19 protein-coding genes are annotated in these 22,152 nt (G+C 47.2%); 2 read left to right on the forward strand and 17 right to left on the reverse strand.

The window, feature by feature from the left end; all coding sequences use genetic code 11:
* The first annotated feature begins 198 nt into the window (after positions 1 to 198).
* Entirely contained in the window at positions 199 to 1,209 is a 1,011-nt protein-coding gene (locus ACBP55_RS33680) for a M23 family metallopeptidase (protein WP_464647947.1), read from the forward strand.
* A complete protein-coding gene (locus ACBP55_RS33685) occupies positions 1,209 to 1,661 on the forward strand; it encodes a bactofilin family protein (RefSeq protein ID WP_464647949.1) in 453 nt (150 codons plus the stop codon). The genes ACBP55_RS33680 and ACBP55_RS33685 overlap by 1 nt, the downstream gene beginning before the upstream one ends.
* A gap of 867 nt (positions 1,662 to 2,528) precedes the next feature.
* Here ACBP55_RS33685 and ACBP55_RS33690 read toward each other — a convergent pair.
* From ACBP55_RS33690 to ACBP55_RS33770, 17 genes are all read right to left on the reverse strand, one after another.
* Positions 2,529 to 3,197: a DUF559 domain-containing protein gene (locus ACBP55_RS33690; protein ID WP_464647951.1), complete on the reverse strand. Its 669-nt coding sequence runs from the start codon at positions 3,195 to 3,197 to the stop codon at positions 2,529 to 2,531.
* Between the two features lie 250 nt (positions 3,198 to 3,447).
* A complete protein-coding gene (locus ACBP55_RS33695) occupies positions 3,448 to 4,986 on the reverse strand; it encodes a leucyl aminopeptidase family protein (RefSeq protein ID WP_464647953.1) in 1,539 nt (512 codons plus the stop codon).
* Complete coding sequence (locus tag ACBP55_RS33700; protein ID WP_464647955.1) at positions 4,983 to 5,882, reverse strand: metallophosphoesterase family protein; 900 nt, start codon at positions 5,880 to 5,882, stop codon at positions 4,983 to 4,985. The genes ACBP55_RS33695 and ACBP55_RS33700 overlap by 4 nt, the downstream gene beginning before the upstream one ends.
* Positions 5,883 to 5,910: 28 nt before the next feature.
* The gene (locus ACBP55_RS33705) at positions 5,911 to 6,945 is read right to left on the reverse strand and encodes a carbohydrate kinase family protein (protein ID WP_464647957.1); all 1,035 of its coding nucleotides are present in this window, start codon (positions 6,943 to 6,945) and stop codon (positions 5,911 to 5,913) included.
* 32 nt (positions 6,946 to 6,977) lie between these two features.
* On the reverse strand, positions 6,978 to 7,997 hold the full coding sequence (locus ACBP55_RS33710) for a LacI family DNA-binding transcriptional regulator (protein WP_464647958.1): 1,020 nt from the start codon (positions 7,995 to 7,997) through the stop codon (positions 6,978 to 6,980).
* A 42-nt stretch (positions 7,998 to 8,039) separates the two neighbouring features.
* Positions 8,040 to 8,927 carry a CehA/McbA family metallohydrolase domain-containing protein gene (locus ACBP55_RS33715; RefSeq protein ID WP_464647960.1) on the reverse strand — a complete coding sequence of 296 codons (888 nt, stop codon included), beginning with the start codon at positions 8,925 to 8,927 and terminating at the stop codon, positions 8,040 to 8,042.
* A 23-nt stretch (positions 8,928 to 8,950) separates the two neighbouring features.
* Positions 8,951 to 9,862, reverse strand: a complete 912-nt coding sequence (locus tag ACBP55_RS33720) for a carbohydrate ABC transporter permease (RefSeq protein ID WP_464647962.1) — start codon at positions 9,860 to 9,862, stop codon at positions 8,951 to 8,953.
* 77 nt (positions 9,863 to 9,939) lie between these two features.
* On the reverse strand, positions 9,940 to 11,670 hold the full coding sequence (locus ACBP55_RS33725; RefSeq protein ID WP_464647963.1) for an extracellular solute-binding protein: 1,731 nt from the start codon (positions 11,668 to 11,670) through the stop codon (positions 9,940 to 9,942).
* Between the two features lie 84 nt (positions 11,671 to 11,754).
* The gene (locus ACBP55_RS33730) at positions 11,755 to 12,714 is read right to left on the reverse strand and encodes an ABC transporter permease (protein WP_464647965.1); all 960 of its coding nucleotides are present in this window, start codon (positions 12,712 to 12,714) and stop codon (positions 11,755 to 11,757) included.
* A gap of 1,321 nt (positions 12,715 to 14,035) precedes the next feature.
* Positions 14,036 to 15,061: an ABC transporter substrate-binding protein gene (locus tag ACBP55_RS33735; RefSeq protein ID WP_464647966.1), complete on the reverse strand. Its 1,026-nt coding sequence runs from the start codon at positions 15,059 to 15,061 to the stop codon at positions 14,036 to 14,038.
* A gap of 16 nt (positions 15,062 to 15,077) precedes the next feature.
* Positions 15,078 to 15,842, reverse strand: coding sequence for an ABC transporter permease (locus ACBP55_RS33740; RefSeq protein WP_464647967.1), 765 nt, complete (start codon positions 15,840 to 15,842; stop codon positions 15,078 to 15,080).
* On the reverse strand, positions 15,775 to 16,614 hold the full coding sequence (locus ACBP55_RS33745; RefSeq protein WP_464647969.1) for an ABC transporter ATP-binding protein: 840 nt from the start codon (positions 16,612 to 16,614) through the stop codon (positions 15,775 to 15,777). The genes ACBP55_RS33740 and ACBP55_RS33745 overlap by 68 nt, the downstream gene beginning before the upstream one ends.
* 40 nt (positions 16,615 to 16,654) lie before the next feature.
* Positions 16,655 to 17,902: a DUF445 domain-containing protein gene (locus ACBP55_RS33750; protein WP_464647971.1), complete on the reverse strand. Its 1,248-nt coding sequence runs from the start codon at positions 17,900 to 17,902 to the stop codon at positions 16,655 to 16,657.
* Between the two features lie 580 nt (positions 17,903 to 18,482).
* On the reverse strand, positions 18,483 to 19,154 hold the full coding sequence (locus tag ACBP55_RS33755; protein WP_464647973.1) for an HD domain-containing protein: 672 nt from the start codon (positions 19,152 to 19,154) through the stop codon (positions 18,483 to 18,485).
* Positions 19,151 to 20,053, reverse strand: coding sequence for a TrmB family transcriptional regulator (locus ACBP55_RS33760; RefSeq protein WP_268616646.1), 903 nt, complete (start codon positions 20,051 to 20,053; stop codon positions 19,151 to 19,153). Before ACBP55_RS33760 ends, ACBP55_RS33755 begins: the two co-directional genes overlap by 4 nt.
* A gap of 168 nt (positions 20,054 to 20,221) precedes the next feature.
* On the reverse strand, positions 20,222 to 21,190 hold the full coding sequence (locus ACBP55_RS33765; protein WP_464647975.1) for a sugar-binding transcriptional regulator: 969 nt from the start codon (positions 21,188 to 21,190) through the stop codon (positions 20,222 to 20,224).
* Between the two features lie 84 nt (positions 21,191 to 21,274).
* A complete protein-coding gene (locus tag ACBP55_RS33770) occupies positions 21,275 to 22,150 on the reverse strand; it encodes a cupredoxin domain-containing protein (protein ID WP_464647976.1) in 876 nt (291 codons plus the stop codon).
* Positions 22,151 to 22,152: the final 2 nt, after the last annotated feature.

Raw genomic sequence — 22,152 nt, forward strand, 5'->3', positions numbered from 1 at the left:
AACATATTAATAATTGGCAGATTTAGTATGTCCCATAGCGTATAGCGCTTATGTTAAGCAACACTTAAGTAATACTTAAGCTACAAGAATGACCGACATCCCTATCTAGCAAAATAATAAATTAGGCATGACTCATCCCATTGACGAATACAATCGAATCAAGGAGGGGGACATTGTTACGGAAAGGAAGAGGATCGGTTGAAATTCATCTGGGGTAAAAAAGAACTCACCTTAATGATCATTCCGGGCGCCAACCGCCGAACCGTAAGATTCAAGCTTCCGCACAGTAGTCTGTATATCGTGCCTAGCTTGATCCTGCTCGTGTTGATTGGATTTTTTGTCACGATTTACTTAATGAATATCTACTCCCATCAAACGAGAACCAGCATGCAGCAAACGTTCGATGGACAAGAACGCCAACTGGTTAATCAAATTACACTTAAAAATAGCGAACTGGAACAGCTTCAAAACAATTTGATTGACTTATCCCAGCAAGCGAATGAATTTAAGGTGAAGCTAGAAGAAATTAAGAAACTGGACCATGTCATTCAGTTAATGAGCCAGCCAGAAGGAACAAACCGGACAAGCAAAAAGCTTTCTATGGAGAGTACAGAATCTCTGAGTGGAGTACGCTCTGACGTCGGTGGCAGCGAGGTCCCGGTTACTTCACAAGAAGTAACTACTTTGGTCAGCAGCACCAAACAAGGACTAACTTCGTTAGTTGGGGATATTAACGCCCTTCTTGTGAATCTAAGCGAATCCGAAGCCAGACTGGAAGAAGCTGACCGTCTACGCAGTATAACGCCGACACTTTGGCCAACGGTGACCCATGTTATTACATCAGGTTTCGGCATACGAAGAGATCCTTTTACGCTTAAACCGACTATGCATGCTGGGATTGACCTCGATGGGGAGACCAATGACCCCGTATATGCCACTGCTGCAGGCAAAATCGTAGAAGCCAGCTTCGACAACGAACACGGCAATCATATTATTATCGATCATTCCCGAGGGATACAAACGGAGTACATGCATCTGAATAAAATCCTCGTCAAACGCGGAGAATCAGTAACGAAAGGTCAAAAGATCGGCCTACTCGGCTCCACGGGACGAAGTACGGGCTCCCATCTGCATTATGAAGTTCATAAGAACGGCGTCCAGATTGACCCCTTCCCTTATCTCATTACCAATAGAAAGGATGAACCCTAATGCTTGGAAGCTCAAAAACGAAGCGAATCGATACGAAAACAACCGACACATTGATTGGAGGCAGTACCATTTGTGAGGGTAAAATCATGTCCGAAGCCAGCCTTCGCATCGATGGTCAGATGAACGGCGACATTGAGTGCGCAGGCGACATCACGATTGGTGAGAACGCTGTTGTGCAGTCCAACATCCAGGCACGCGATGTCATCGTGGCCGGCAAGGTGAAAGGCAATATCCACACCAAAGGCAAGCTCATCGTGACCAGCTCCGGCGTGCTGGTTGGCAATATCGATGTCCGCTCCTTCATTATTCAGGAGGGCGGCATTTTCCAAGGAAGCAGTGCGATGAACCTCGCAGCTGTTAGTGACAAAGGCGGAGGCAACGGCAAAGTCATCGATGCCAAAGCACATAAACAGCAGAAGAACGAGCAGCAGGCTGCTTCTGGCGGGAACTAAGCATTGGAAGTAAGCAAAAATAGAGACTGCCTATCAGCTGGCCTTTTTGGCCAGGTTGTGGGCGGTCTCTATTTTGTTCTGTGCAATGCAATGGCACCATACCTTCTCTCGCTCCTGAAAACGGTAAAAGTGGAGTCTGTGGAGCTCTTTGACTCCGCGAAGCCTCGAACCTCCCTAATTGAATTCCTAGTTAGAGCGAATTCAAGGCAGCTAACAAAGCCTGCGTAAGTGCAGTCTTTTCAATCGAGTCAGACTGTTTGGAAGAAATTCCTGCAAATATACAGTATTATTGCAGAATTTCTGCCTGAACTTGAGAAGAAGTCGCAGAAAAGTGTATTTTTGCAGGGATTATATTTACCAAGCTAAATATGAGGTAAATGGATGTATAATTGCATTTATTCTACAAGAGCTGAACTGCACTTCGTTGAAGTTCGTATCGCACGATGTTTTTGCCTGCTGCCCCTGTAACAGCGGAAAACCCATCCTTTCGTACAGAGCGACTGCAGCGTTCGAACGGCAGTTCGGTGATTGATGCCTAAATGAGTCACTACATCAATAGGCCGCAGCGGACGAGCGAGTCTGCAGGCGAGACGAACGATTTCCCTCTCCGACACGCTGCTCGAGGCAGTCTTTTTTTGTCCTCTAAGTAATTATCTTCGTCAGGGGAATTGACACAACTAACAAAGCCTGCGTAAGTGCAGTCTTTTCAATCGAGTTCGACTATTGGGAAGGAATTCCTGCAAATATACAGTATTATTGCAGAATTTCTGCCTGAACTTGAGAAGCAACCGCGGAAAAGTGTATTTTTGCAGGGATTATATTTACCAAGCTAAATATGAGGTAAATGGATGTATAATTGCATTTATTCTACAAAAGCTGAACTGCGCTTCGTTGAAGTTCGTATCGCACGATATTTTTGCCTGCTGCCCCTGTGACAGCGGAAAACCATCCTTTCGTACAGAGCGACTGCAGCTTTCGAACGGCAGTTCGGTGATTGATGCCTAAATGAGTCACTACATCAATAGGCCGCAGCGGACGAGCGAGTCTGCAGGCGAGACGAACGATTTCCCTCTCAGACACGCTGCTCGAGCTTGCGGGAGATGATTGCGACTGATAGCGACTAAGCAGCATCCGCAATAACGTGATGCATAGCTCTGGACGATGAGCGACGTCATCATAGGCAAAAGATATGATCTGGAATCCCATAGCAGATAGAAATGTTTCCCGGTTCAGTTCGTTGCAGTATTTTTGTCTGTCCATATCCCGAACATGCGAACCGAAACCTTTGATTTCGATGATCAGTTTTACAGCTTGCGTCAGCCAGGCGAAATCGCAGAAATAGGATAGGCCGCGCCAATCGAGTACTTCGAATTCCGGATGTAAATCGTCGAAATTCCCTAGGAGAGGCCACCATATGTTCCTGCAAAATAATCTCTCGGCTTCCCGGTGTCCCCGCTCCAAGCGGCCTCTTCTTTCTCCCGTTCGCCTCTGTAAATGGTTCTGAATAAAATAAGCATGTGACTTCTCAAACGTCATCTTCAACCTCCCCTCACAAATGAAAAAAAGAACGACCCAGCTCCATCTGTTGAGGAATGGAGCGGGACGTTCTTCGTCTCGTTGAGATTATTATAATGCGAATTCGTTCGGTTAACCAGTACGAATATTGGGTAATTATTCCTAATTTATGAGCGGAGCAGGCTGCCAAGGAAGGAGAGCTTTCTGATGCTGGGAATTTCCGTGTTTCTTACCTGCGAATATTAATCACAAACGTGAGGATATAACGGCACTAAAGCAAACGGCTATCCCCTTGGGAAATCACGTTTTCATTGGACACCCGATTGCGCACAAACTGTGCGAGTAAACGGGCCCCGTAACCGGTCGCACCTGCCGAATGCCAGCCTTGAGCAGACGATACATCCTTTAAAGAAGCCATATCGATATGAGCCCAACGCAGCGATGGCTGGACGAACTTACGCAAAAATAAAGCTGCCGTCGTAGCCCCTGCTTCTCCTACCCTGCTGATGTTGCAGATATCCGCATAATCACTGTGCAGGTAAGCCTCATATTCGTCGACAAGCGGGAGCTGCCACACCTTTTCGCTAACTTGCTTCCCCGCTTGTACGATCTCCGCCACCATAGCGTCCTGCCCCCAGATTCCAGCATACCTGGAACCCAGTGCGGCTCCGCAAGAATAGGTCAAGGTCGCAATATCAACGGCTTCCACTGCCCCAAGGCGATGAGCATGAATTAAAGCGTCGGCGAGCACCAAGCGGCCTTCCGAATCCGTATTGCCCACCTGAACCGATACGCCATTCGGGTATTGCAGCACCTCGCCAGGCAGCAATGCCTCCCCGTCAGGCATATTTTCGGCAGCAGCAATCAGCACAACAACGTTCGCCCGAACGTCCCCAGCAGCAAGAATATCAAGCGCGCCTATCACGGCAGCCGCCCCAGCCATATCCATTCGCATATCGCTGATATCGAAGTCTTTCTTCAGACTGATACCGCCTGTATCAAAAGTAATGCCTTTGCCAATTAGAGCCGTAAGCGGCAATGCCTCATCTGTACAATAGCGCAGCTCCAGAAGCGCTGGAGGGTACTTGCTGCCTTTGCCCACGGCAATCAAGCCGACCATACCATGCTGCTCCATACGCTCCCCTTCATAAACGACAGCCTCAACCTTCGTATGGGCAAAATGTTCCATCGTCTTTTCGATAAGTGTCTTCGGACGCAGCATATTGGGTGGCTCATTCGCGAGATTGCGGGCTAGAATCGCTCCCTCTGCATAAATGCGTCCCCATCGTACCGCTTCGTTCAACACTTCGAATCTTGCTTCCTCTTCCTTTACTACATCTGCTTCTGTTTCAGTGAGAAACTGTAAGCTTACTTCCGAATGCTTGGTCTGTTTCGTCCGATATACCTCGAACGCATAGGTGCCAAGCTTCCAGCCTTCCACCCAAGCGGTTACTGCTTCCGCTTCGCTCATGACAACCGAATGCTCACAGCGCTTCAGCAGCTCGCCCAAATTTATGCCTACTTGCGCTTTCTTGTGCTTGTTAATCGCACGTCCTGCATTCCCCGCTGCCTCGCGGATTCGTTCCGTATCCAGGCGTGAGGCCTCTCCACAACCGACCAGCAGCGCGTGACGTTCTCCAATACGGCCATGAAGCCAAGTCAGCTCTCCTCGTTCTCCCATATGCGGCAGAAGTGAATAGGCTTGCAGCCATGAAGGAAGGCGTGTCGCTCCCATCTCTTCGATGTCGTCCGAGCAGATGGGAACAATGAGAGTCTGGGCATCATTTTCTCCACCAACCGTAAACGTCATCTTAAGATACCTCCATCTTCTAGCCGCTGCCATGTTTCAAAGGAATGCCTTCCTTCTTGCAGACGAATAACGCGAGCACCCCGAGGTAAGTCTCCGTAGGTGCTGCAGCCTGTCACTCTGCCAAAACATAACCGAATATCATGCAGCGTACCACAGTAATCATTGTCATGATCATGACCGACAAAGGTTCCCATCACATCGCCCATTTCCACCATGGCAGCAAACAAACCGCTGTTGAGTTTGGGACAACATACCTCTTCGTGCTTGGTACCGCTCACTTTCCCCAGATTCCATACATCGTTGTATTCAGGAAGCGGGATATGGAAAAACGCGAGCCCAGGCAATATAGCCCCGCTCCGTTCGCGGAGAGCAAGCGACTGCTGCTTATACCAATGCACCTGATCTGAGGCAATCCAAGCGTAACCGCCCACTGATTCTGGTGCCATCACGCCGGAATCGAGAAAATAAAGAACAGCAGCCGGATTCCCGGATTGCACGCTTTGAATCGTAAGCATGTAATTGCCAACGCCGCTGAGATCGACTGGTCCTGCTTGCGAGTAGCAGGTCTTATGTTCCTGCGCGATCGCCATCAGTTCCTCACGTGTCACATCCGCCTCCGTATCGTGATTACCGAATACGTGCGTCCAGGGTATGCCAGACTCAACCGCTGGAGCAATAGCTCTTCGAAAAGATGCCGAAGAGTTAGATACGCCATAGCTTGAAATCAGATCGCCCGTATACACGATGAGATCCGGCTTCTCCGCCGCCAGCACCGCACTGACTAAAGCGAGCGTCCTCAAATCCTCTTCATTGTCCTTGTCGCCACCTATATGCAAGTCCGTGAGCTGTACAATAGTAAATGTCCCGTCCTCCCGGAACCTCAGATCGTCCGCCATTCATCCATGCCCCTTTCTAATCGCAGTTTCAAATATCTGAATTAGTTACTGAGAATGTATTCGCAAACTCGGTAGAATGATGTTGTAGAAACAGCGACAATCCCTCGTTATACCACCTCAGAATGGTCAGATCCGTGTTCTTTATTTTGCCTAATAAAAGCTTCCAGCCCTTCCCGATCCGGGTACCGGTGCTGCCGCCATAAGCTCCGACGGACATGGCTCCACAAACGTTGCCATATAACAGGCAAGTCTCGACATTTAACCCTGTTAAGAACCCATACATGTAACCGGCATTAAATGAATCCCCTGCTCCTGTCGTATCTAAGGCTTTGACCGAGAATCCGGGGCAAGACGTTTGCAAACCGTTTTTCATCGCTACGGCTCCTTGAGGTCCGAGCTTGATTACAACATGCTTGCAGAAGCCCGACATGTAGCTTAAGCTGTCATCTATGTGTTCGAAGCCCGTATAGTGGTGCGCCTCGGTTTCGTTCATCAGAAAGACATCTACGTAACGCATCAATTCAAACACCCCGGAATACCATTCTCCGGTATCATCCCACCCTACATCGCAGGAAAGTGTGACTCCCATCTCTTTCAACTTCTTGGCCATAGCAACGAATTCGTCGTGGTTGCGTCGTCCTCTATAACCGGTTACGTGGACATGTCTGCCTGACGCTACTTGAGCTAAATCCAGCTCGCTTACTTGCATCTCCGCGTTTGATCCTGCATAGGTAATGAAAGAACGATCCTGTTCCGGATTAATCGCTATCGTTATGCCTGTACGACTCGTTGGGCTAGTCAGGATTAGACTGGTATCGATACCATATTGACCAAACTGTTCCCGGATATAATGACCGTAGCCATCATCTCCAAGAACACCGTTAAATGCTACATGCAGCCCTAGCTTGGCTAACGAGATCGTGAATAGAGCCGCACCTCCGCCTACATGCATCAACATATCTTCAACAAAAATTTCTTGTCCAGGCAGAGGAATCTGATTACAGCCCACCACTACTAAATCAATATTGGCATCGCCGATGACAACCGCATCAAATTTGTTCATTCCGCACTTCCTCTCCCGCTCCGTTCTCTGTCCTATCTCTCAGTTTGATAGGCCCTGCAGCTGTCGCGCACGACAAGTTTATGTCCCAAGATCAAATCTTCCCGCGGACTGAATGTAGGGTCTGAAATTAATTCAATCAGCGTATCCACCGTAATTTTCCCCATGTCCTGAATAGGCTGTTCCATCGAGGACAAGCGAGGACGAACGAGCTCCGTCAGTTGGCTTCCATCAAAGCCGATGATGGATATATCGTCCGGCACTTTTAGCTGATGGTCATGAATGCAGTTCATAGCTCCAACCGCCATATCGTCACTTACTGCAAATAAAGCGGTAGGACGAGGCTCACAGGCAAGCAGTTCCTTCATCAGATTGTATCCGCTCTGCGTCTTATAGTCGCCGAACCGGATATAGTCATTCACAGTCCTGACCCGGTGATCTTTGAGAGCATTGCGGTAGCCCACATAACGGTTCTGTCCTGAGGTGATATCTCTCATATCCCCGCCAATAAAGGCAATTCGCTCGTGTCCGAGCTCAATTAAATAACGGGTCGCATCATAGGCCGCCTCGTAATCATCGATAATGACAGAAACGAACTTATGATCTACAGGTCTTACACTTGAAAAGATGACCGGGATATCCAATTTATTAATAAAACTGCGAATGTCATCGCTTAATTTTTCATGCATAATAATAATGCCGTCTACACGCATCTCTTTAAACACATTCAAATATTTCAGCTCTTTATCCGTATCCTCGATAATGTTGCAAACCAGTAGGTTGTAATCATTCAAGCTCGCCGTTTCCTCGATACTGCTCAAAATAGTGGAATAGAAGCTTGATGTCAGATCGGGAACAATGACGCCAATCAGGTTCGTTTTCTTCCGTACCAAACTCCTCGCGATGTGGCTTGGGGCATAACCAAGCTCGTCAATCACGCGTTTCACTTTGGCCTTCAGATCGTCCTTCACGTATTTTTCTCCGTTTAACACTCTGGAAACTGTGGTTACGGATACTCCCGCTTTCTTGGCTACATCTTTAATTTTGGGCGCCATGATTATCATCCTTCCTTACTTGCAGCATGAACATTTACTCTGTTATTCGACAAATATCGGCTGAGCGAATGCCCCGAATCCACCTTCCAAGTAGACAGCGATGCGGATATATCCTTCATCGCCTTTGACCGTATACTTCACCTGTTTCATTCTTCCTGTTTCCTCATGAAGGATACGGCCATCTTTACCAATCAATGTCACATATTTATACATTTTATCATAGAATGGGCTCGATCGAAGATCATAAATAATTTGACCGTTTTCTACCCGAATTCCGTCAAAGCCATAGCCTGTAGAAACATAAAAGCTGCCCTCACGAATCGCGGTAAGAATAGCTCCAGTCGTATTTTCTTCGGTGAGCACCATATTCCAAGCTCGTTTCTCCTGCCCGTAGACGTGTGAGTCATCATTTCCAAAGCCCCATACCCTGCGTCCTGCGGACAATAGGTAATCCCATTTATCAAAAGCGATATCATATTCCGGATTCCCGTCCCCATTCACGACCTCAATGCCATTGTACCGCTGCATACTGAGCATATCCTCATGCCGCCAATAATGGGAGAAAAAACGGTTCGGATGGGCCAATATAGATAAGCCGCCGTTCTCTACACATATATCAGAAAGTCTCTGGTAATTGGTTATCGAAAATTCATTAGAATAGCCGTCCATGAGAGATCTCGGAGGGTGGACAAGCAGCATATGCGTTTGCGAACTGCTCACCTCAATAGCTTCAAATACAGTCCCTATCGTGTGCTCACCCTCATGCTCGGTAATCAGATCATGATCCGATATGCCTAGAAAATCATAATCATGATACATGCTGTACACCGTAGAAAGCGGATGATGCCCGTCACTGTTAGTCGTATGGTTATGAAAGCTGCCTCGCAGCCAGATACCTTTTCTGTCATAAGGATTTGTTATTACAGTCACTTACAACCTCTCCTTTTAGCCGTTTATTCTTTGACCGACCCAATCATCGCACCCTTGGCAAAATACTTCTGAATAAAAGGATAGGCAGCAATAATCGGTGCCACAACCACAATGATCGTCGCCATCTTCAGAGAATCTCCCGTAAGCTGCATGCGCTCAAGCATTTGATATTGCGTCGTGCCGGCGGCCTGCATCAAGGATTCCCGAATCGCATCCTGTTTGGTCAACATCTCCTGCAACAGGGTAGATAAAGGTCTAAGCGAAGCGGTTCGGACAAAAAATGCCCCTGTGAACCAATCATTCCAATGAGTCACGGCTGTAAACAAGGAGATAGTTGCCAGCACAGGCTTACTGAGCGGCATGATAATCCGCATAAAAATACCAAAGTCGCTGCAGCCATCCAGCTTTGCCGATTCCTCCAGACTGACGCTTATCTGCTGGAAAAATGTCCGCATGATGACCAAATTCCATGCACTGTATAGTCCAGGAAGGACATAGACCCAGATCGTATTGGTCAAATGTAGACTTTTGAGCAGCATATAATAAGGAATAATGCCGCCAGAGAACAACATCGTAAAAAAGACCATAAGCGTAAAAAATCGTACGCCCGGCATCGTCTTGCTTTTTAGCGTATAAGCAGCCATAGCTGCTAAAAACACGCCTGCAATGGTGCCTAGAGCCGTACGAAATATGGATATGGCAAATGCCTTGCCGATATTAGCCGATGTAAACACTTCGCGATAATTTTCAAGCGTCCAAACGCGTGGCCAGAAATAGATTCCTCCTCTTTCCGCATCCTTACCTGCGTTAAAGGAAAGTGCCAGTATATTTAGAAAAGGCAATATGATGGACAGGCACAGGAGAATAATGAGTGCATAATTAACGAACTTGAATATTTTTTCACCTGCTGAGAGCTTATAAAATTCATTTCCCACGTTAATCTCTCCCCGTACTAAGAAGTGCGCTCCCGCCATGATCTGGGGGAGCGCCCGCTTCCCTACTCATCCATTTATTATTTGAGAATAACCTTTGTTTTAGGATCGCTGTCCTTCTTCATAAGCAGTTCTTCGAATTTGTCCAAGCCAGCTGCCTGCAATTGCTTCTTCGATGCATCTAGAATTTTTTGCGCTTCATCCATGCTTTTGGCATAGAACGCACGAATGACGCTATCATTGTAGTTCGTTAAGGCTGTTTTTAATTCATTGCCTGTCGCTAGCTCGTTAATAAATGAAAGCGGACGATAGCCGTCGTTAATGATTGCGTTTTTCTTTTTCTCGTCATAGCCCCAGTACTCGGCAATTTTCAGAGGTGTCGCATTGGCTTCCGGTGAAACAGCATCGCCATACATCATTTCGCCGAAATCACCCAGCCTGTTGATATCCGTACTGCCGAGATAGCCTCCCCAGCTATTCCCTACTCCCTCAAAGCCAAGCTCCATAGCCGCTTTCGGATCTTTGTTCCGTAGCTCCAATACTTCTTTTTTGACCAACGGATTGCCTTTGGCATCCAGCGTAAAGTCTCTTCCCTCTAGACCGTACTGCCAGAGCAGCTTGCCTTCACGACTGGCCAGGAAATCAGCGAATTTGACGATATCCTGCGGATTTTTCGTTGTTTTCGGAATCGACCAGGCCAAGGACCCACTCTTATAGTCAACGGACATCCGGTAGCTTCCATCCACAGAATTAATTGGTCCAAGCGGAAGATAGCTCATATCTTTATTGAAGTCCAAATAACTATGCATATCGCCGATAATGCCAAATGAACCGTTAATAGCTCCTTCAGTCGCTTTGTTTTCCTCCATCGCGTAATAATCAGGAGCCATTAGTTTATCCTTCAAAAGCTTCTGAACGAACTCAATACGCTTCATCGGATATTCCGTCTTGCTTTCGTGAACAATTTTACCTTCCTTGTTCTTTTCGAAGTGTTGGTCAGTCGCTCCCCAGGTCATATCATTGAACAGGGGTCCATTCTCGTGATTGCTATTGCCCCAATATCTAGGTCCAAGGGGGGTAACCACTTTTCCGTTTTTATCTTTGAAATTGCCATCTTTGATCTTCTGGGCCAATTCATACACTTGATCCGTTGTTTTAATCGTTCGAGGATCAACCTTCAACGCTTCGGCAATATCTTTGCGTATGAAAGGTCCTCCGACATACTTGCGTTCTTCGTAGCCGCCCTCTCTTTGAATGTTCATATGGACAAAGTAACTGGAGCCGTTAAATTCCGGACGGAACATGACACCATTTTTCGTATCAAGCGGCAAATATTTATCATCCAAATATTTGCTGTATATCTTTGTACCTTTGATAAGAGGAGTCAGGTCAGTGAACATGTTTTCTTTGGCAGCTTTCAGAATGACTGGCATTTCTTGACGACCGCTATTATTGAGATAATAAACGATGAAGTCCGGCAAATCATTGGAAGCCAGCCCTGCAATCAGACCGTCAATCGCATGCTGCGAGTTTACACCATCCATTTGCAAAGTAATCCCTGTCATTTCTTTCAGCTTCTTGGCAATCTCCGGATTGATGTCTTTCGTTATATCATCGCTGTCAATAAACAGAAGACCTTTGATTGTTCGGTCTGCAATCCAAGTTGCGGGCTTGCCGCTGCTGGCTGTGGTTGACGGTGTTGAGCTCGCATTGTCTCCTCCACCTGCTGGTTGACTAGAACTTTCACAACCGGCAAGCAGTAAACTCGCTGCCAAAGGCATGGTTACCCATTTGACCCATCTTTTGCTCATACAATACTCCCCTTATCCTTCAATTTTTATGAATAACACCCAAAGGTGCCCTTCAACAGTTGAAAAGCGGAATTCATGGTAACGTTACCATATGGATTCGTCAAAAAACTTTTTGGAAGCTCGATTGGCCGTTACAACAAGAATCAGTCCAATAACACCCTGCATTAAACCAACAGCCGTCGCATAACCATATTGCCCATTTTGAAGGCCTACACGAATGATATAAGTGTCAAGAATATCGGCTAACTCCATATTCCCGGGTGTTCTCATGAGATAAATTTGATCAAATCCCGCCTGCAGTATGCTGCCCAGCGACAAAATAAACAAGATCGAAATCGTTAATCGAATGCCCGGCAAGGTAACGTGCCAGATTTCATGCCATTTATTAGCGCCATCGATCTTGGCAGCTTCATGCAGCTCAGGATTAATGCTGGCAATAGCGGCCAAATAAATGATGGAATCCCAGCCTATACTTTGCCAAATATGGCTTCCAAACATGAGTGGATAAAAGTACTTACTCTCCATCATGAAAAAAGTGCTTCCGTCTCCTCCGAAGAATCGGATCGCCTCGTTCAGCAGCCCTGTTTCGGGAGCAAGCACCCGCTGCATAAGGCCAATGACGATAACCCAGGAAAGAAAATGCGGTAAATAGGATATGCTCTGTGTGATCCCGCGAAATCTTCGGCTTCTGACCTCATTGAACATCAGCGCAAGCAGAATCGGAAAAGGCAGCCCCAGAAATACTTTGATACTGCTGATAATCAGTGTGTTTTTAATCAGCTTTCCACTTTGATAGTCGTTAAAAAAAGCTTTGAAATACGTTAACCCCACCCAAGGACTGCCAAGGATTCCCTTGTTAAACTGGTAATTCTTAAAGGCTAGCATGAGTCCACCCATCGGGATATACGAAAAAATAACGAAAAATACAAAACAGGGAAGGAGCATGAGATATAACTGCTTGTGTTGCCATAATCTTTTTCCCAGATCAGCATTTTTCTTCTTCACCGCAGCGCCAACGTTAGCTTGCGGCAGATTCGTTTCCATGTTACAACCACCTTCCTATGGGTTTCTGCAAAAACGTCTGGTACCGATTCCATATTGCATAAAATAAAAAAATGAGCTGAAATTACACAAGCAACGTTATATGGAATCGCTTTCATATTGAAACTATTTCCAGTATAAATCCATTTTCTCCGTTTGACAACACAAAATTTCATATAATATTCTTAATTTTCTGTAAATAACCAATAGATCACTGTGCAGTGAATAAAAAAAGACAGCTTACGCCATCCTTCGTCATTTTGTGTAGGTTGATACGGCTCGAATTACGTATATGTTTAAACATTTACTTGCTAGTCCGTGTGTAATGTTGTATTTTCTACAACTTTAGACAGGAAAATCCATGTTTTCCCCGCGATTATTGTAAAAAATACAACAATTCTAGCCAAAAGTAGCTCTATGACTCGGAAATAGGATAAATTGTTGTACAGCGTACAACATCTGGAGCTTTCATAGAAGAAATCAAGTAAATTGTTGCACGAAGTACAACTTCGCGAAACCTGGGCGCGATTGAATGGGTAATTCTCCATTTCTTCAAAAAACCAACAAACACAAGCTAGGAAACGAAACACTTAGATCAAAAAAATTAGAATAAAAACACCAGTAAACAAGCATCAGAAAACAAGCATCAGAAAATAAGCACCAGTAAATAAGCATCAGAAAAAGTTAGCCACCTACAAATAAGCGCGTTTTCCGCGCTTTCAGCGAGAGTTCCGCGAGCCGAAGCTCGTCGACAGTGTCTGAGAGGTCGGAAATCGACTTCTCAGCTGACCGTACTGTGCGTCCGTACTGCACATAAGCGCGGAAAACGCGCTTTCAGCGGGAGTTCCGCGAGCCGAAGCTCGTCGACAGTGTCTGAGAAGTCGGAAATCGACTTCTCAGCTGACCGTCCTGTGCGTCCGTACTGCATAAGCGCGGAAAACGCGCTTATTCTTGCTGCCCCGTACATATAAGCGCGGAAAACGCGCTTTCAGCGGGAGTTCCTCGAGCTGAAGCTCGTCGACAGTGTCTGGGAGGTTTGAAATCGACTTCTCAGCTGACCGTCCTGAGTGTCCGTACTGCACATAAGCGCGGAAAACGCGCTTATTTTTGCAACCCCGTACTCATAAGCGCGAAATACGCGCTTTCAGCAGGAGTTCCTCGAGCCGAAGCTCGTCGCCAGTGTCTGAGAGGTCGAATATCGACTTCTCAGCTGACCGTCCTGAGTGTCCGTACTGAATAAGCGCGGAAAACGCGCTTATTCTTGCTGCCCTTAAAGAAGAGAAGAGCCTGATTCATCCAAACTAGATGAATCAGGCTCTTCTCTTCATTTCCCATTCTTTACCTCTTCGAGCATCGACAAATCGACGAAATTACGAAGGTCGAGCTCCTCTTTATTAATGTCCTTAATATAGCGGGCATCGATGGACACCTTCGCCATCTCCTCCATCACCTTGACGTCAACGTCGGTGGTAAGTTTCAAACGGCTCAGCGAAGCTTTGATCAAGCCTTTGTCCATCCCTTTGCCGCTGTATTGCTTCAGCTGGTTGTTGATGAGATCATAGGCTTGCTCCGGACTGTTCTGGATGAATGCGATGCCATCCCTGTTCGCCTTAATTGCGCCTTTCACCATATCCCGGTGATGCGCAATGAATTTGTCGCTCGCGACCATGATGACCGTCGGATAGTCGCCGTTGTTCGGCGGGATCGCCTTCCAGTCGGCGACGACTTTGCCAAGCCCGGCCTTCTCGATCTGTGTCCCCCAAGGCTCGGGGATGAGCGTCGCATCAATCTCATTCTGACGGAAGGAGATCAGCGCATCCGACGGGGAGCGCACGATGAGGTGCGCACTCTCTGCACCTCTGCCCAAGCTCACACCTTCTTGCTGCAGCAGCATGCGCAGCGAGATTTCGTTAGTGTTTCCTTTGGACGGAATCGCGATTGTTTTATCTACTAAATCTTTAACACTATTAATTCCTGAGCCATTCCGGGCCACAAGCACCGCGCCGCCATTATTCGAACCGGATACGACCCGGTAATTCCCACTTTTCAAATAGAAAGTTGTCGCAGGTCCAGGACCAACGAATCCGACATCGATATCCCCTGTCGCCATAGCGATAGACAAGTCAGAGCCGTTATCGAACGCCGTGACTTCGATCTTCACTTCGCTGCCCCATTCCCGGGCGAAATAACCTTTTTCCAGTGCGATATACGCCGCAGCGTGCGTGACATTTTTAAACACACCGACCCTAACAACCTGAGCCTTGCCAGAAGAAGTCAACTTCTCCCCGCATGCACTCAGGACTAAAACAGTGACCAAAAGCAGCATCAGCACCCACGCCTGTTTCCTCATCCGACTCACTCCCTACTCAAGACTTCGAGCCAGCGAGGCCGTAGCGCTCCAGCACTTTATCTTCGAGTTTCTTGAAGCAGAAGTGATCAGATACCGTGCCCAGTACCGCGATAATAATGACAATACACAGCATTAGCGAGGTATCGCCAAGATTTCTTCCATCCTGCAATAGCTGGCCTAGCCCAGCCCCTTTGGCAATAAGCTCACCAGCAACAAGCGCGCGCCATGCGAAAGCCCAAGCTGTACGAACACCATTGATCAAATGCGGGAAAGCGGCAGGAATCATGACCTGCACGAATAGATTAAACCCATTGCCCGTTCCCATCGTCTGCGCGGCGCGCAAATAAATGGGTGGGATATTTTTGATCCCGGTACGGCTGGCCAACGCCATCGTCCAGGTTGCTCCGAGTGTTGTAATGAAAATGACCGACGATTCGTTAAGACCGAACCAAATAATAGCAAAAGGCAGCCAAGCAATACTCGGAATAGTCTGCAAAGAAACCACCAGAAATCCAAGCGTATCATCCAGCATTTTGTAGCGTGCGAATAGGAACCCAAGGGTTGTACCAATCAGCAAAGATAAAGCAAAGGACACCAACAACCTCGCCATACTCGCAATTGTCGCTTGGAGCAGTTCTCCATGCACCAACCCGTCGTAGAAGGCTTGCAAGGTTTGGGTGGGCGAAGGGAACTTCCAGCCCCATCCGAATAATCTAAATCCCGCCTCCCAAGCTATCAGAAGCAGTACCAGAAAAATCGTTCTTCTTGATGATGTACTCATCGCCAGTCTCCTCCCTTACCACTTTCTCCAGCTCGTCAGCCAGCGCATCCATAATCGAATTCTCCACATGATGGAGTACGGTGTCTGCGCTGTCCCGCGGTCTCGCTGCTTTCACGGCGAACTCCTTCTTAATCGTCCCGGGACGCGTGGACATCACGAATACACGATCCGAGAGGATCACGGCTTCACGAATGTTATGGGTAATGAAGAGGATCGTTTTGCGCGTACGCATCCAGATTTCTTCCAGTTCTTTATGCAAAATAAGGCGCGTTTGCTCATCCAAAGCGGCGAATGGCTCGTCCATCAGCAAAATCTCTGGGTCCATGGCAAGCGCCCGAGCGATTGCAGCCCGCTGCTTCATCCCGCCCGAAAGCTCATGCGGATAACGATCTGTAAACCGGCTGAGATGCACCGCTTTGATCTGTTCCATCGCCAGCTCGTAACGCTCTTTTTTTCCAATACCCTTCTGCTTGAGACCGAAGGCAACATTGTCCAGCACCGTCAACCATGGGAATAGTCCATGCTCCTGGAACACGACGACACGATCCGCTCCAGCGCCGGTCACCTTTTTCCCATTCACCTGAATAACGCCCTCACTCTGCGTATCGAAGCCTGCGACCAAGTTCAGCACGGTCGATTTGCCGCATCCGGATGGGCCCAGCAAGGAGACGAACTCCCCTTTTTCAATCGTTAAAGTGATATTATCCAGCGCCTGATAGCTGCCGCCTAATCGCTGAACAAACGTCTTACTAACGCCTTTAATCTCGATCAAAATGCCTACCTCCACTCGGGCAAGTCCCGTCGTTTTTCAATTAAAACAGCATTTTTAACCCTGCCAAGCCAAGTCCGATGATGAATCCGCAAATGGCACCGTTAACACGAATCCACTGCAAATCATTGCCTAGCTTATCTTCCATCAACTGGGTCAACTTTTCGCCCGTCAGCTTATCCAGATTATCTTTCACGAGTTGACCGATTTTGCTGTGATTTTGCTCCAAATAAGCAGCGATTTTCTCTTGAATCCAGCTCTCGCCGCGCTGCAGCATATCCTCGTTTTCTTTCACCGACATCAGCATTTTACGAATGACCGGAACCACATACTGAGGCACAAAATCGGTCTGATCCACGTAATCCTCTGCCTTCGCCTTCAACCGCTCTAACAGCCCCGATAATTTCTCATCGATATCAAATAAACCGGGCAGTTTCGCCTTCAAACCTTCTAGCTCAGCCAAAAGCTGCGGATTCCGATCCAGCTTGTTCAGTTCATTCCGAATAAAGGTAAGAACCGCTTCTCTGCGCGGATGATTCTTCGTCCGCATCTGCTCAATGTAGGAAAGAACGAAGTTCTGGATAATGCCGCCAATCTTCTCTTCATTCACCATACCGATGAACGCATTAACAGCAAATGCCATGAAACCATTCGACTGCAGACCCTCTAACGCTTTGAGCGCCATAGCGCCCAGTTGATCGCGCGTATCCGTCTTAACAGCCCATGCTTCCACTTTATCGATAACAATATCAAACGTTTTGCCGTCATAACCGCCATCGACAATGCTATTTACAATCGTGCGAACGAGTCGACTCGAATCTACGTCTTGGAGTGCTTTATGAATTTCCTCGACCAAGAGCGGCGTCAATTTTTCCAGATCAATCGCGTTAATGGCCTGCTTGGCAAGTGTCGAGAGACCTTTGTGAAGCGCGACATTGTCCAATTGGCTCTCCGCCAGCTCAAGTCCACGTTCAAGGAAACTAATTTGCTGCAAACGGACACGAATGGTTTCTTTGGAAAGCAGTTCATTTTCAACCGTCGAAACGAGCGCTTTCGTGATCCTCTCACGATTCCTCGGCAATAAGGCCGTGTGTGGAATCGGAATGCCAAGCGGATGACGGAACAGGGCACTAACCGCAAACCAGTCAGCCAAGCCGCCTACAACTCCAGCCTCAAAACCACCTTGTAAAAAGGTTCCCCATATGGTTGAAGATACCGGCAGTGTGGCTAAAAAGCCTGCTCCCATAACGCCTAATGAAACTGTCGCAATATACTTTGCTTCTCTTTTCATCGTCATAACATCTCTTTCTACTCGAAGTTAATTAATCATTCCTTCTATTTTATCACAAAATGCGACGAAAACTGTTCTTGCAGCTTTTTTTGTTGAATGCGGGTCGTTGATGTGTAATAAATGGGACAATAAGACCCTGTAGACCGGAGACCTGCTCCGTTGTCGAAGCCGTCTTTTGAGTGATGGCTGGGGGAAACGATCCTACACACCACTTCTCCCCAGTAATCGGGCTGGGCGATGGAGCGAATAGTAGCCTGATTAGCTAGGTAAATAACCGAAAAAGTAGCATGATAAGCTTGGTATTTAACCGAAAGTGAAGCGAAGTTGTACTTTATACAACAATGTGTCCCTGAAAGCAAGGATATTCACCCCGGAGTTGTACAAAGTGCAACAATTTCCCTCAAATCGAGCATCTTTTAAGCAAATTAGACCAAATTGTTGTACAGCGTACAACAGTTTTCATTTTGAACCATGAAATCCCAAAAAATGTTGTATGCTGTACAACAATCTTACCTGCAAACGCGAAAAGATCAGCCCATCTCACCAAAAAAAAGAGCCATCATTGGCTCTTTTTCGTTTGTTACCGATCGCCTTCCCACTCCGCGTAAAATTGTTTGAGGTACTGCTCCATGAAGCGGTGCCGCTCCTCTGCCAGCTGCCTGGCGTAGGCAGTGTTCATAAGCTCCTTCAATTTCAGGAGCTTCTCATAAAAGTGATTAATCGCGGTATCTTTCCCAGCGCGATACTCCTCCTCCGTCATATGCTCACGGGCCATGACGGTAGGGTCGTGAATCGGGCGGCCTTTCCAGCCCGAATAAGCGAATACGCGCGAGATGCCTACCGCGCCTATCGCATCCAACCGGTCGGCATCCTGCACGACCTGGCCTTCCAGCGTGCGCATTGGCGGACGCGCGCCGCCCTTAAACGACATCGTGCTGATGATCTCCAGCACGTGCTGCACTTGCTCCGCTGGCGTCCCGCTGGCAGCGAGCCACGCCTCCAGCTCGCGCTGCGCAGCGGCTGGATCGGCGTTCAGCTTCTCGTCGACGACGTCGTGAAGCAGCGCCGCAAGCTCGCAGACGAAACCGTCCGCGCCCTCCTGGGCAGCAATGCGCTTCGTCGTCTGCACCACGCGATAAATGTGCCACCAGTCGTGGCCGCTGCTATCGCGCTCCAGCTTCTCCTTCACGAGCGCTTCCGCTGCGAGTAGAATTCCCTCTATCTTCGTTTGTTGCCCGTCATGCAGCGTCATTTCTTCTTTCTCCTTTTTCCTTCGGCAGACTTTCCTTCACTAGACTTGACTTCCAACGACTTCCCTACATCCTCCGGTTGGGGATCCATCATCTTCATTTCCGTATACTTCTGAATAATTTTTTTGAAGTTCTTGCCATATTTATCTTCCAGCTTTGCGCCCATATCCTGCTGAAGCTCATGGATCACCACATCGCGGAAAAAATTGTTCAGCAGCAGCTCCACCATCGCTGGATGCTCTGTCATCATCGCCAGAGCCGGTTCATCACCGCCTCGTGTGCCAACAATCGCCAGCTTGCGGTCGATCAGCAGCGTAAATTTCCGCCCATTGCGCTTCTGCCAACCCTCCTCGCGTCCGTGCTGGAATCGATGAGCCCCGCTTGGCAGCTCCGCTTCGCCAATCGTCGAAACCAGCAAGCGCACGCCTTGTGCTGGCACTTGCCTAAGAGCTTCCTTCAGAAGCTGCGCTTCTTCCGACCATAGCTCACAGAGCGCCTCTTCCTTCGCCTTTTTCAGCTCCGTTCGTATACGCTCGATGACCTTTGCGTCTCCCTCCAAGCTGAAGTACTCCGAGCGGTGCGCACCCTGCTTCGGCATATGCGCTTTCACGTAGCGGATCGAGGCTTGCAGTTCCGCTTCAATCCGCTCGCCGATCTCTTCGATCGGCACGCTCTGATAATGCGTAGGCTCACCGTGACTTGTGAGCACAGCCCCCTTCTCCGCGAGCTTCTGCAGTGCGGAGTAGACATTCGAGCGCGAAACGCCAAGCTGCTTGGCGATTTCGTAGCCCGTCTGCGTGCCGTTTTCGGCGAGCACGTGCAGGCACTTGGCTTCTAGGTCCGTGAAGCCAAGATTTTTTAAATGCAGATGAACATCCTCCATGCCAGCTCCCCTTTTCATCAACCCGTTATGATTTCTTGATCAATATTGTAACATGATTTTTCACTTCAGGTTGTATAGACTTCTGCTTCCATCATCAGTACATTCGTCTTATACAATGATGGTCTTTTCGGGGCAAATAAAAAGGACCGGACTGCAGCCGCATTGGCCACCCTCCGATCCTTTTTCTTAAATTGGTTTTACACTGCTGCGTTCCAATAAACACTTCGCCGTAAATTGGTCGGTTATGAGCACATTCGTATATTTGCCGCGAAGTGCGCCGTAAATGCCATCCACCTTCTTTACGCCACCTGCGATAAGAATTGATTGTTCTTTCTTTTTCAGCTCTTCCAGTTCAATGCCGATCGTTCGTTGGTTTAGCTCATCCGAGCAAATATTTCCATCTATATCAATATAGCGGGAGCAAATATCTCCAGCGCCTTTTTCATAAATTATTTTTAAGTCGGACTCCGAAAAGTAGTTCGCTTTAACCAACACGGAATCTTCGGTCGGCGCCCCAACCGTAACAATTGCGATATTTGATAGCCTGCCCAGATTAAGAATATTGCGAATATGCCGGTCTGCCTCAATCGCATGTTTGACTACAGAATGGTCAACAATAGCTGGCAGTGGTATGAAATAGGGTATTGTATGGAATGCTTTACCAAACAAACTTACAATCTCATAGGCATAGGTATTTATTTCTGAATGACTAACCCCCCCGTTTAACTGAACAACCTTGACATCCTTTAGAGGCTTAGACTTCAAATTACTAGCCAACTCATATAACGTGGTTCCCCATGTCATAGCAATAATGTCACCATCTTTGACTATCTCATCCAAGTACGTGGCTGCTTCTTCGCCCAAATACTTTTTGACGATCGCGTCTTCATACTGAGGTACGGATACAATGATTGCTTTCTTTAACTGAAATTTCTTCTCGATCTCTTTAGCCAGATACTCATTATTTCCCCTAGGATCTTTAATTCTGATCTCAACATATCCTTCTTCTTTAGCCTGTTGCAAAAAACGGGATACCGTCGGACGAGAAATACCAAACGTTTGTGCAATCTCTTGCTGGCTGTAATCCAATTGGTAATACATTCTGGCTGCATCGATGATTCTGGCTAATTTGTCCTCGGCACGTTCATCAGCCATCTGTAACCCACACTTTCAATTTATCTTAATTTCTTGCTAATTATATCCAGATTCCACTGAGATGGCAATCGCTCCCCCAATTATTTATTTGACTGTAAAAGTCCCTTGTATTGACTTGGATCCCACCGAGTAAGCGTAAGTACCTGGCTGCGGGTTGTTTAGCAAGAACACATTCTCACCTGACTTCAAAGGAGCGTTAATGTGCAGATCATTAGAAACCAATGTCATTCCTACATCGGAGGAAACTGATACAACAAAGACCGCCTTAATCATAATGCTTTTTTTAAAACTAATTTGCTTCGGGTTAAATCCCCCAGCGTTCAATTCAATCCTTGCCGTTTGAAGATCGTTCACTTCGTCATAGCGGGCTTCTTGCGATTGCGTTTGCCCTATTTGACCTAATGAAATGGTATCTTTCTGTACGAAGAGCAATATGCCCATACTACATACAAACAAACTATAAATGACACTTAAACCAACAACCGTTTGAACATTCGTTTTCTTTGTCCGTGGTGTTTTGGTTCTTTTATGAGGGCGTATCACACTAGATTGCCATTCAACTATTTTTAATAGCAGAAACAGTATCATGATCAATAAAACATCCGCGATAAATATCACTTTGCTAGACAGATAGAGCGTCATCCCAAAACGCATGCCAAGTATTGCTCCAAGTATGCCTGTTAAGATCGTGTTCCAAATCGTATACACCCGATAGAAGTTACCTGCCGCATATCCAACACAAATGACAAAAAGCATCGAAACCACAAAAGACAAATACACATTATATTCAAACACTTGGATAGCTACGATACTAAATGCTGTACTAGTAACCACAGCAAACAGAGTGATGATTGCTTTTCCAATTGCTCTATGCAAAGCCTCTTTATGCTTGTAGAAATTTAAAATGAAATAGCCTGCTGCCAAAGCAATAAGAACAAGACTGCCAATACCGAGCGCCATTC

The organism is Paenibacillus sp. WG02 (genome assembly GCF_055396115.1).